Source organism: Pseudomonas caricapapayae, from assembly GCF_001400735.1.
Taxonomy (GTDB): domain Bacteria; phylum Pseudomonadota; class Gammaproteobacteria; order Pseudomonadales; family Pseudomonadaceae; genus Aquipseudomonas; species Aquipseudomonas caricapapayae.
Genome location: NZ_LJPW01000156.1, coordinates 137,244 through 149,549, shown reverse-complemented (window position 1 = coordinate 149,549; position 12,306 = coordinate 137,244). Strand labels below are relative to the sequence as shown.

The window sequence follows — 12,306 nt, the reverse complement described above, 5'->3', positions numbered from 1 at the left end:
TCGCTATAATCCGCGACCTGCTCAAGCCGCAGGCTCGCCGAGCGCCATTTCTGCATGACGGGCCGGGCCGCATCAACCGGGGTTCGACGAGAGCCTGAAAGGATCGCGCATGTTTGAAAACCTGACTGACCGCCTCTCGCAGACGCTGCGCCATGTTACTGGCAAGGCCAAGCTGAACGAGGACAACATCAAAGATACCTTGCGCGAAGTGCGTATGGCGTTGCTTGAAGCCGACGTCGCCTTGCCGGTGGTCAAAGACTTCGTCAACAACGTCAAGGAGCGCGCCGTCGGCACCGAGGTGTCGCGCAGCCTGACCCCGGGTCAGGCGTTCGTGAAGATCGTCCAGGCCGAACTCGAAAGTCTGATGGGCGCAGCCAACGAAGATCTGGTGCTCAATGTCACGCCGCCTGCCGTAATCCTGATGGCGGGTCTGCAGGGTGCGGGCAAAACCACCACAGCGGGCAAGCTGGCGCGCTTCCTTAAAGAGCGCAAGAAAAAAACCGTAATGGTGGTGTCGGTCGACGTATACCGTCCTGCTGCCATCAAGCAGCTCGAAACCCTGGCCAACGACATCGGCGTGACGTTCTTCGCCTCCGACATCAGCCAGAAGCCGGTGGACATTGCCCTGGCAGCCATCAAGGAAGCGAAGCTCAAGTTCATTGACGTCGTTATCGTCGATACCGCTGGTCGTCTGCACGTCGATGTCGAGATGATGGGCGAGATCCAGTCGCTGCACGCTGCAGTCAAGCCGGCCGAGACGCTGTTCGTGGTCGATGCCATGACCGGCCAGGATGCGGCCAACACTGCCAAGGCTTTCGGCGATGCACTGCCGCTGACCGGGGTGATCCTCACCAAGGTCGACGGTGACGCTCGCGGTGGTGCCGCCCTGTCTGTCCGTGCGGTTACCGGCAAGCCGATCAAGTTCATCGGCATGGGCGAGAAGAGCGAAGCGCTTGAGCCGTTTCACCCTGATCGCATTGCATCGCGCATCCTCGGTATGGGCGATGTGCTCAGCCTGATCGAACAGGCTGAACAGACGCTCGACAAGGACAAGGCCGACAAGCTGGCCAAAAAGCTCAAGAAAGGCAAAGGCTTCGACCTCGAAGACTTCCGCGATCAGTTGCAACAGATGAAAAACATGGGCGGCCTTGGCGGGCTCATGGACAAGCTGCCAAGCATTGGTGGTGTCAATCTGTCGCAGATGGGTAATGCCCAGGGCGCGGCCGAAAAGCAGTTCAAGCAGATGGAAGCCATCATCAACTCGATGACACCTGGCGAACGTCGTGACCCGGACCTGATCAGCGGCTCGCGCAAGCGCCGTATTGCAATGGGTTCGGGGACTCAGGTGCAGGACATCGGGCGTCTGATCAAGCAGCATAAACAGATGCAGAAGATGATGAAGAAATTCTCCGCCAAGGGCGGAATGGCAAAAATGATGCGCGGCATGGGGGGGATGTTCCCCGGCGGCGGCATGCCGAAAATGTAATTGAGTCGCGTGCAAGGTACCTTTCACGCTTTCATGCGGGGGGTTGCCCCCCGGCCAGCCCGCGTTTTACGGGCTTTTACCTGCTGTCAGACCGACAGCTCCCTCGCAAATCTGGAAGGCATGCCGATAGGCGCCGGAAAAAGACATTTGCAAAAGTCGGGATATTCCTTAGAATATGCGGCCTTTCGGGCACCTATGCCCGCTGTGCATCTTAGATTTGCAGCACCGACTACAGGAATGATGTTCAATGCTAACCATCCGTCTTGCCCTTGGCGGCTCCAAAAAGCGCCCGTTTTACCACCTGACCGTAACCGACAGCCGCAACGCTCGTGACGGTTCCCACAAGGAACAGGTTGGTTTCTTCAACCCGGTTGCCCGTGGTCAGGAAATCCGTTTGTCCGTTAACGAAGAACGCGTCAACTACTGGTTGAGCGTGGGTGCACAAACTTCCGAGCGCGTTGCCCAGCTGCTCAAAGAGCACAACAAGACCAAGGCCGCGGCCTGAGTCTTATGAACGCGACGCCTGCATCTGCCGACGATCTGATCGTCATTGGCAAGATTTACTCGGTTCATGGCGTTCGCGGCGAAGTGAAGGTTTATTCCTTTACCGATCCGATTGGAAACCTGTTGGACTACAAAACCTGGACGCTTCGGCGCGAAGGCAGCGTTGACAAGCAGGTGGAGCTGGTCAGTGGACGCTTGCAGAGCAAGTTCCTGGTCACGAAGCTCAAAGGTCTCGATGATCGAGAGGAAGCACGTCTTCTCTCCGGTTACGAAATCTGCGTGCCGCGTAATCTGTTCCCTGATCTGGACGATGGCGAGTACTACTGGTACCAGCTTGAAGGCCTCAAGGTCATCGACCAACTCGGGCAATTGCTCGGGAAAATCGATCATCTGCTCGAAACCGGTTCGAACGATGTAATGGTTGTAAAGCCCTGCGCGGGTAGCCTGGACGATCGTGAACGCCTGTTGCCCTATACAGAGCAATGCGTGTTGGCAATCGATATGGCTGCTGGCGAGATGAAGGTGGATTGGGACGCGGACTTCTGAATGCCATGGCCAGCCTGCGCATAGAAGTCATCAGCTTGTTTCCCGAGATGTTCTCCGCCATCAGTGAATACGGCATTACCAGCCGTGCGGTGAAACAAGGGCTGTTGCAGCTTGCTTGTTGGAATCCGCGGGATTACACCACTGATCGCCATCACACTGTGGATGATCGCCCATTTGGCGGTGGTCCGGGCATGGTGATGAAGATCAAGCCCCTTGAAGATGCTCTGGTTCAGGCCAGGCAAGCAGCAGGGGATGCGGCGAAGGTGATTTACCTGTCGCCACAAGGCCGCCAGCTGAATCAGTCTGCGGTACGCGAACTGGCGCAGGAGGAAGCGATTATCCTCATCGCCGGTCGTTATGAAGGCATCGACGAGCGTTTTATTGATGCTCATGTCGATGAAGAGTGGTCGATTGGTGACTATGTTCTTTCCGGTGGCGAGCTGCCGGCGATGGTCCTGATTGACGCGGTTACGCGGCTGCTGCCTGGAGCTTTAGGGCATGTGGACTCCGCGGAGGAAGATTCCTTCACGGATGGTCTGCTGGATTGCCCGCACTACACCCGACCTGAGGTGTATGCGGATCAGCGTGTTCCCGACGTGTTGCTTAGTGGCAATCACGCGCACATCCGGCGTTGGCGTTTACAGCAGTCCCTTGGGCGGACCTATGAACGACGCGCCGATCTTCTGGAAAGCCGCTCGCTTTCTGGAGAAGAGAAGAAGCTGCTGGCGGAATACATCCGCGAGCGGGACGATAGTTAACGTATCGATGGTCGATCCAGACGGATTACCTTAGGAGCACCAGCATGACTAACAAAATCATTCTTGCCCTCGAAGCAGAGCAGATGACCAAAGAGATCCCTACCTTTGCACCGGGCGACACCATCGTCGTTCAGGTAAAAGTGAAGGAAGGCGACCGCGCTCGTCTGCAAGCATTCGAAGGCGTCGTCATTGCCAAGCGTAACCGTGGTGTGAACAGTGCTTTCACTGTTCGTAAAATTTCCAACGGTGTTGGCGTTGAGCGTACCTTCCAGACTTACAGCCCGCAAATCGACAGCATGGCTGTGAAACGTCGCGGTGACGTTCGCAAGGCCAAACTGTACTACCTGCGTGACCTGTCCGGTAAAGCAGCGCGCATCAAGGAAAAACTGTCCTGATACAGTTTTTCGATGCATAAAAAGGCAGCCTCAGGGCTGCCTTTTTGCTGTCTGCCGTCTGATGATTCACCCTTGTCTACCGACGTACATACTGAGTAAACATGGCTGCCATCGACCATCCGCTGATTGACCGGTTTCTGGACGCGCTCTGGCTGGAAAAGGGCTTGTCCGATAACACCCGTGACTCGTACCGCAGTGACCTTGCGTTATTCAACGGCTGGCTGCAGGAGCAGGGTGTGGAGCTGCCGAACGCCGGACGAGAGGTGATTCTCGATCATCTTGCATGGCGTGTAGACAACGCCTACAAGCCGCGTTCTACCGCACGTTTTCTTTCCGGCGCGCGGGGTTTCTATCGCTATCTGCTGCGCGAAAAGCTGATTGCAACCGATCCTACTCTGCAGATCGATATGCCTCGGTTGGGCAAGCCGCTGCCCAAATCGTTATCCGAGGCCGATGTAGAAGCGCTGCTGGCTGCCCCGGACCTCAGCGAGCCGATTGGTCAGCGTGACCGGGCGATGCTGGAAGTGCTGTATGCCTGCGGTTTGCGTGTGACCGAGCTGATAAGCCTGACACTGGAGCAGGTCAACCTGCGTCAGGGTGTTCTGCGTGTCATGGGCAAGGGCAGCAAGGAGCGGTTGGTGCCCATGGGCGAAGAGTCCATCGTCTGGGTGGAGCGCTACCTTCGCGGTGCCCGAGACGAGCTGCTTGGTGGAAAACCCAGCGACGTGCTGTTTCCCAGTACTCGCGGCGATCAGATGACTCGTCAGACTTTCTGGCACCGTATCAAGCATCAGGCGACGGTTGCCGGTATCGGCAAGTCCTTGTCACCGCACACACTGCGTCATGCCTTCGCCACACATTTGCTCAATCATGGCGCAGACCTGAGGGTCGTGCAGATGTTGCTGGGGCATAGCGATCTGTCGACTACCCAGATCTACACCCATGTGGCGCGTGCGAGATTGCAGGAGATTCATGCGAAGCATCATCCGCGTGGTTGATATCGGATGTAATTTACGAAGAGTCTTACGTCGGTCTGAGTCGGCCCCGTGAGCCTTCTGTGGTAGGCTTTGCCGGTTTCGCATATCAAGGCTGGCGCGTCTTTTTCTGACCGCTGCCGGTCTGTCCGTCGTCATAGGAGTTTTCATGCGTTTGCCCCAGTTTTTCGCTGCCGCCGCTTTGATGCTGGCTGGCACATTCAGTCTCTCTGCCTTCGCTGATACTGCCCCCGATCAGGCTATTCGCAAGACGCTCGACTCGCTGGAGCTGCAATTGCCGGTCGAGAGCATCTCGCCGAGCCCGCTCAACGGTCTTTACGAAGTGAAACTCAAGGGCGGCCGTGTTCTGTACGCCAGTGCCGACGGTCAGTTCGTGGTTCAGGGCTATCTGTTTCAAGTGCAGAACGGCAAGCCGGTCAACCTGACCGAGAAGACCGAGCGTCTGGCCATTTCCAAGACCATCAATGCCATTCCGACTTCCGAGATGGTGATTTACCCGGCTGTGGGCGAGACCAAGTCGCACATCACGGTATTCACCGACACCACCTGCCCGTATTGCCACAAGCTGCACGAGGAAGTCGGGCAGTTGAACAAAATGGGTGTAGAAGTCCGTTACATGGCATTCCCGCGTCAGGGCCTGGGGTCTCCGGGTGACGAGCAGTTGCAGGCCGTCTGGTGCTCCAAGGACCGCAAGAGCGCCATGGACCGCATGGTCGACGGCAAGGATATCAAGGCCGCCAAATGCGACAATCCGGTGAGCAGGCAATATGAAATAGGTCAGTCGATCGGCGTCAATGGCACACCAGCAATTGTCCTCGCCGACGGTCAGGTTATTCCGGGTTATCAACCTGCAGCTCAGGTTGCCAAACTGGCGCTGAGCGCCAAATAAGCCGGCGCGTTCAGGCTTGCCTTGCGTGTGCAGGGCACCAGCTTTCGGCATTTCGTCAAATGTGTAGTCGCATGGCGACATGCGGCGGTTTTCCACAGTCGATTCAGGTTCGGCTGTTTTTCGGGGAGTTCATCAGTGAAACCGGTCAAAGTAGGCATATGTGGGCTGGGTACTGTCGGTGGCGGTACTTTCAACGTACTTCAGCGTAACGCCGAGGAGATTGCCCGCCGGGCCGGGCGTGGAATCGAAGTTGCGCAGATTGCGGTTCGTACATCAAACCCCAACTGCCAGATCGGCGGTACGCCTACTACCAGTGATGTATTTGCCGTTGCGACCAACCCTGAAATCGATATCGTCGTCGAACTGATCGGCGGCTACACCATAGCCCGTGATCTGGTTCTCAAGGCCATCGAGCACGGCAAGCATGTAGTGACTGCCAACAAGGCGCTGATCGCGGTTCATGGCAACGAGATTTTCGCCAAAGCGCGTGAAAAGGGCGTGATCGTAGCCTTTGAAGCCGCTGTTGCTGGTGGTATTCCGGTCATCAAGGCCATCCGTGAAGGCCTGTCGGCAAACCGCATCAATTGGGTTGCAGGCATCATCAACGGCACCGGCAACTTCATCCTTACCGAAATGCGCGAGAAGGGCCGTACGTTCCCGGACGTGCTGGCCGAAGCCCAGGCGTTGGGTTACGCCGAAGCCGACCCGACCTTCGACGTGGAAGGTATCGACGCAGCGCACAAACTGACGATTCTGGCCTCCATTGCCTTCGGCATTCCATTGCAGTTCGACAAGGCCTACACCGAAGGCATTACCAGGCTGACCACAGCGGACGTGAACTACGCCGAAGCGCTGGGTTATCGCATCAAGCACCTGGGCGTTGCACGCAGCACGGCTCAGGGTATCGAATTGCGCGTACACCCGACGCTGATCCCGGCTGACCGTCTCATCGCCAACGTCAACGGTGTGATGAATGCTGTCATGGTCAACGGCGATGCGTCCGGTTCGACCCTGTTCTATGGGGCCGGTGCCGGTATGGAGCCTACGGCTTCTTCCGTGGTGGCTGATCTGGTGGACGTGGTCCGGGCGATGACATCCGATCCGGAAAACCGCGTACCTCATCTGGCGTTTCAGCCTGACTCGTTGTCGGCCCATCCGATCCTGCCGATCGAAGCCTGCGAAAGCGCCTATTACCTGCGCATCCAGGCCAAGGATCACCCAGGCGTGCTGGCTCAGGTAGCAAGTATCCTGTCCGAGCGCGGTATCAACATAGAGTCGATCATGCAGAAGGAAGTCGAAGAACATGATGGCCTGGTGCCGATGATCCTGTTGACGCACCGAGTGGTGGAGCAGCGTATCAATGACGCCATTCAAGCCCTGGAAGCTCTTCAGGACGTGGTTGGCCCGGTCGTTCGTATTCGCGTAGAACATCTCAATTAAGGCAGCAGCAAGCGGTCCGTTTCAAGCTTCACGCCACACGCTACAGGTCAGACGCCACCCGTCTTGAGCTTGCAGCTTGTGGTTTCAAGCTTGCAGCATCAAGCTTGCAGCTCAAACCAAAGGTTTGGTCCCATGCGCTATATCAGTACTCGCGGGCAAGCGCCTGCATTGAATTTCGAAGACGTGCTGCTGACCGGTCTGGCCAGCGACGGCGGCCTCTATGTGCCGGAAAACCTGCCACGCTTCACTCAGGAAGAGATCGCCTCCTGGGCCGGTCTGCCTTATCACGAACTTGCTTTCCGGGTGATGCGCCCTTTTGTGTCTGGAAGCATTCCGGACGCCGATTTCAAGAAAATACTTGAAGAGACCTACGGCGTCTTTGCCCACAGTGCGGTAGCCCCGTTGCGCCAGCTGAATGGCAACGAGTGGGTACTTGAGCTGTTCCACGGCCCTACGCTGGCGTTCAAGGACTTCGCGCTGCAATTGCTCGGTCGTCTGCTGGACTACGTGCTGGCCAAGCGTGGCGAGCGCGTGGTGATCATCGGCGCAACGTCCGGCGACACCGGTTCTGCGGCCATCGAAGGCTGCCGCCGGTGCGATAACGTCGATATCTTCATTCTGCACCCGAACAATCGGGTATCGGACGTTCAGCGCCGGCAGATGACCACCATCTTCGGCGACAACATCCACAACATCGCTGTAGAAGGCAACTTTGACGACTGCCAGGAAATGGTCAAGGCCAGTTTCGCCGACCAGGGTTTCCTCAAGGGTACACGTCTGGTAGCGGTCAATTCGATCAACTGGGCGCGGATAATGGCCCAGATCGTCTACTACTTCCATGCCTCGCTGCAATTGGGCGGGCCTGCGCGCTCGGTATCGTTTTCGGTTCCGACCGGTAACTTCGGCGATATCTTTGCCGGTTATCTGGCACGTAATATGGGGCTACCGGTCAATCAACTGATTGTTGCCACCAATCGCAACGACATTCTGCACCGTTTCATGAGCGGTAATCAGTACGTCAAGGAAACCCTGCACGCCACGCTGTCGCCTTCAATGGACATCATGGTGTCGTCCAACTTCGAGCGCCTGCTGTTCGATATGCACGGTCGCAACGGCTCTGCCATTGCCGAACTGATGAGCACATTCAGGCAGGGGGGCGGTTTCAGTGTCGAAGAAGAACGCTGGACCGAGACCCGCAAACTGTTCGATTCGCTGGCGGTCAGCGATCAGGACACCTGCACGACCATCGCCGAAGTATTTGCCAGCACCGGCGAGCTGCTGGACCCACACACCGCTATCGGGGTCAAGGCGGCCCGTGAATGCCGTCGCAGCCTGGACACGCCCATGGTTATTCTGGGGACCGCGCATCCAGTCAAGTTTCCGGAAGCCGTGGAGAAGGCCGGTGTAGGAAAAGCGCTTGAACTGCCTGCACATTTGTCTGATTTATTCGAGCGTGACGAGCGCTGCACGGTGCTGCCAAATGACCTGAAAGCCATACAGGCGTTTGTCAGCCAGCACGGCAATCACGGCAAACCGCTCTGACAGAAGCGTCGTGTAACAACTTTAGGCCCGCCACTTGGCGGGCCTTTCTGTTTCTACGTGCCAAACTTCGCTGGTTTTTCGAACCATAGGGTTGGGTCATTTGCAGTGAAGCAGGCAAGCATGCAGAGCGTAGTCAGGGAGACGGGCAGTACATGGAGAGGTCGCGCATGGCGCATGGCATGCATGTTGTGGGCGCTGATTTTTGCCGGAGCGGCCGGTGCAGCGCAAAGCTTGCCGTTTACACTGACAGCGCCCTTCGTGGTTTCAGCGGATCTCGCTCTCGCAGATCAGGATCGGGCATGGCTCGACCAGCGCAAGGTGCTTCGAGTCGGCATCGCGATCGCCGACTATGAACCCATTGATATCACCAGCGACCGTAACCGCTATCAGGGTATCAGCGCCGACTACCTCGGGCTGGTCAGTGATCAGCTGAACATCCCTGTGCAGGTGACTGGGTTTGCCAAACGTTACGAGGCCATCGAGGCGCTGCGCGACGGCAAGATAGACCTGCTGACCAGTGCCAACGGTTTTGAACGGGGTGTGAAGGGGCTGTCATTCTCGACCGAATACATGCCCGACCGATCAGTGGTCGTCGGCCGCGGTGACGATCTGAGCCCGCCGCCGGGCCTGGCCGGTAAAAGGGTTGTACTGCTTGATGGCTATGCCGATTCGGATGTGGCCCATCGGGTTTATCCTGACAGCGAGCTCATTATCGCGCCGAACCTTTACAGCGCTCTCGAGGCTTTGAGTCAGGGCGAAGTCGACGTGTTCATCGGCAACGAAGTCATTGTCCGTGCCTATACAGCGCTGCGGCCTTATCTCGGATTACAGATCAAGTTCGAAAGTCGATTGCCCCCGGTAGGGTTTTCCTTTGCCGTGCGTGACGATGAGCAGCGCTTGCTGGCTTTCATCAATCGTGCGCTGGACAGCATTGAACCCTCCATCAGTCGTGAAGTGCTCGGTCGCTGGACCATGGGGCTGGGCGCTGATGTAGAAGGGCAGCGCATTCGCCTCACCGGTGCCGAGCGGCGCTGGTTGCTGAAGCATCCGAGTGTGACCATTGCCACCACGCAGCATCCGCCCTACATCTACAAAGACAAGAACGGCCACTGGGTAGGGCTGAACGCCGATGTACTGTCCCGTATCTCACGCATGACAGGGTTGCAGTTCGTCCATCATGAGGTGCCTTCCACGCAGCAAAGCATCGAGATGCTGCGTGCCGGTCTTGCCGAGATGAACACCTCGCTTGCGGAAAACGCCGAGCGCCGACGTTTTCTGGACTTTACCTACTCGTTCGGCGGCAACAGCTGGATGTTCGTGGTGCGCTCCGAGCGCTCGTCCCGGGTATCGCTCGACAGCCTGCAAGGAAAAGTGCTGGCACTGCCTGCCCGGCATGCGCTCGAGGACCTGATCAGGCGCGAGCACCCCTTGATTCAGCTGCGGTTGGTGGACACTTACGATCAGGCTCGTGCTCTGGTGGAAAGCGGTGTTGCCGACGCAACCATTCAGAATGAGGTGGGCGCTTACCTGTTTCCCTCGGGGCAGTTGAAGGTGGCCCGCAGTGTCGATGGCAAATGGTCACCCGACAGGTTTTCGGTGATCAAGACCCAGCCCGAGTTGCTGGGTATTCTGAACAAGGCGCTGGAAGAGTTTCCGGTGGCCGAGTTGCGCTCGATCCGTCTGAAGTGGCTGGGATCGGTGCTGCCTCAGCCTTCGCTTTGGGGGCGTATACCGCAATGGGTATTCTGGGGGCTGGCCCTGGCCTTGCTGACCGGACTCGTTTCGCTGGCCTGGAGCAGCCGTCTCAAGGTGCAGATTCGCCAGCGTCTCAAGGCTGAAAGGCAGCTCAATGACCAGTTGGCCTTCAAACATGCCTTGTTCGACGGTATTCCCAATCCGATTTATGTACGGGACCTCAAGGGACGACTGATCTCCTGCAACCGTAGCTACGAGCAAAGCCTGGGCATCAGTTTCGAGCAGATGAATGGCCGACGCCTTACGGATGTCAATCTTATCCCGCGTGCATTGGCCGAGCAGATGCATGCCGATTACCTCAATCTGCTGGAAAATCAACAACCGGTTTTTTCTGATCGCACGATCGAACTGTCCGGAAAACGTCTGGACGTCTGGCAGTGGACCGTCCCTTTTTTCGCCGCCGACGGGCAGTTGCAAGGATTGCTGGGTGGCTGGATCGATATCACAGAGCGCAAGCAGCTTGAGCAGCAGCTTCAGGAAGCAATGCATCTTGCTGCTCAGGCCAACGAGGCCAAAAGTATCTTTCTGGCCAGCATGAGCCATGAAATCCGCACGCCAATGGGCGCCATCATCGGTTTACTGGAGCTGGAATGCGAATACGCAGTGCGCCAGGGGCAGATGCCGTCGCAAGGCTTGCAGGTGGCCCACCGGTCGGCTACGGAGCTGGTGGCACTGATTGGCGAAAGTCTTGACCTGGCGAGAATCGAAGCGGGTGGTATGCAGCTGGCGTTGGCCGTCACCTCCTTGCAGGCTCTTTTCGAGGGCGTCATCGAGCTTTTTTCGGCGCAGGCTCGGGATAAGGGGCTGGAACTGCGACTGGAGTTCTCCGAACAGGCGCGGGGAGATTTCTGGCTTGACCCGCTGAGGTTGCGACAGGTGCTGCATAACGTTCTGGGCAATGCCTTGAAATTCACTCGGCAAGGGGCGATCACCCTGAGGGTGGATGTATCGGCTGAATCGGCTGACTCATCGCGGGTGCGGATCGGTATTCAGGACAGTGGTGAAGGTATTGAGCCAGAGCGTCAGCAACAGATATTTCAACCGTTCACTCAGGCCAACGATGACACTGCAGCACATTACGGCGGAAGCGGGCTGGGCCTGAGTATCACCTGGCAACTGGTGGAATTGATGAAGGGTGACATCAGTCTGCACAGTGAACCGGGCAAGGGTACGCTGGTCACCATCGATTTGCCGCTGGTCAGGGTGAGCGAGGCACTTTCGCCTTCTGACGCCGTTCCGGATACCCCCTCGGATACGCGTAGCCTTCGCTTGTTGGTGGTCGATGACATGTCGGCCAATCGGCTGGTATTGACTCGCCAGCTGGAGTTTCTCGGCCATCAGGTGGCGTCGGTAGAAGACGGCAAGGCAGCGCTGTCGAGCTGGTGCCAGGAACCGTTCGACGCGGTGATCACCGACTGCAATATGCCGGGTATCAGTGGCTATGCATTGACCGAAGCCATTCGACAGATTGAAGCGCAAGAGCAGCGCCGACGTTGTCCGGTCATTGGCTGCACCGCTAACGTGATGAGCGACGAGGCTGCACGTTGTGAGCAGGCAGGCATGGATGGCCTGTTGATCAAACCGCTGTCACTGGCGCGTCTGGCCCGGGAGCTGGCGGATCTGGTGCGTGAGCCGACGTTTGACATCGGTACGCTGCGAAACATGACTCAGGCCAATCCGCAACAATTGCAGCGCTTGTTGGTCGAGTTGTGGAAGAACCTCAGGCATGAACACGCCTTGCTGGAGCCGGCGGTGCTGGTGAGCGACTGGCAAACCCTGAGCGCCTGTCTGCATCGGCTCAAGGGCGCGGCCAGTCTGGTTGACGCGGTGCCTTTGGCCAAAGCATGCGCCGCGCTGGATGAAAGTGTACGTCTGCAGTGCGTGGCCAGTACGCCAGAGCGCTGGTTGGCGCTGGAGGCTGCGATGACAGGCTTGCGTGCTGATATCGAGTTGCAGTGGTCGGCAATGCCCGAGACTGCGGGGCCAGGCGAGTGAG

10 protein-coding genes are annotated in these 12,306 nt (G+C 57.7%); all 10 read left to right on the top strand.

Going from position 1 to position 12,306, the window contains the following annotated elements:
* Nucleotides 1-109 precede the first annotated feature (109 nt).
* A complete protein-coding gene (gene ffh, locus ALO80_RS23605) occupies nucleotides 110-1,486 on the top strand; it encodes a signal recognition particle protein (RefSeq protein WP_054988414.1) in 1,377 nt (458 codons plus the stop codon).
* Nucleotides 1,487-1,733: 247 nt separating this feature from the next.
* Nucleotides 1,734-1,991, top strand: coding sequence for a 30S ribosomal protein S16 (rpsP, locus tag ALO80_RS23600; RefSeq protein WP_002552521.1), 258 nt, complete (start codon nucleotides 1,734-1,736; stop codon nucleotides 1,989-1,991).
* Nucleotides 1,992-1,996: 5 nt separating this feature from the next.
* The gene (gene rimM / locus ALO80_RS23595) at nucleotides 1,997-2,536 is read left to right on the top strand and encodes a ribosome maturation factor RimM (RefSeq protein ID WP_004406396.1); all 540 of its coding nucleotides are present in this window, start codon (nucleotides 1,997-1,999) and stop codon (nucleotides 2,534-2,536) included.
* A gap of 5 nt (nucleotides 2,537-2,541) precedes the next feature.
* Nucleotides 2,542-3,294 carry a tRNA (guanosine(37)-N1)-methyltransferase TrmD gene (gene trmD / locus ALO80_RS23590; RefSeq protein WP_054988415.1) on the top strand — a complete coding sequence of 251 codons (753 nt, stop codon included), beginning with the start codon at nucleotides 2,542-2,544 and terminating at the stop codon, nucleotides 3,292-3,294.
* A gap of 44 nt (nucleotides 3,295-3,338) precedes the next feature.
* Complete coding sequence (rplS, locus tag ALO80_RS23585) at nucleotides 3,339-3,689, top strand: 50S ribosomal protein L19 (RefSeq protein WP_002552524.1); 351 nt, start codon at nucleotides 3,339-3,341, stop codon at nucleotides 3,687-3,689.
* Nucleotides 3,690-3,790: 101 nt separating this feature from the next.
* Complete coding sequence (gene xerD / locus ALO80_RS23580; RefSeq protein WP_055010730.1) at nucleotides 3,791-4,687, top strand: site-specific tyrosine recombinase XerD; 897 nt, start codon at nucleotides 3,791-3,793, stop codon at nucleotides 4,685-4,687.
* A 145-nt stretch (nucleotides 4,688-4,832) separates the two neighbouring features.
* Nucleotides 4,833-5,573 carry a bifunctional protein-disulfide isomerase/oxidoreductase DsbC gene (gene dsbC / locus ALO80_RS23575; protein WP_055010729.1) on the top strand — a complete coding sequence of 247 codons (741 nt, stop codon included), beginning with the start codon at nucleotides 4,833-4,835 and terminating at the stop codon, nucleotides 5,571-5,573.
* A gap of 135 nt (nucleotides 5,574-5,708) precedes the next feature.
* Nucleotides 5,709-7,013 (top strand): homoserine dehydrogenase, encoded by a 1,305-nt coding sequence (locus ALO80_RS23570; protein ID WP_055010728.1) that lies wholly within the window; start codon nucleotides 5,709-5,711, stop codon nucleotides 7,011-7,013.
* Nucleotides 7,014-7,145: 132 nt separating this feature from the next.
* The gene (gene thrC, locus ALO80_RS23565) at nucleotides 7,146-8,555 is read left to right on the top strand and encodes a threonine synthase (protein ID WP_055010727.1); all 1,410 of its coding nucleotides are present in this window, start codon (nucleotides 7,146-7,148) and stop codon (nucleotides 8,553-8,555) included.
* A gap of 183 nt (nucleotides 8,556-8,738) precedes the next feature.
* Nucleotides 8,739-12,305, top strand: coding sequence for an ATP-binding protein (locus ALO80_RS23560; protein WP_162491695.1), 3,567 nt, complete (start codon nucleotides 8,739-8,741; stop codon nucleotides 12,303-12,305).
* The last annotated feature ends 1 nt before the right edge of the window (nucleotide 12,306 follow it).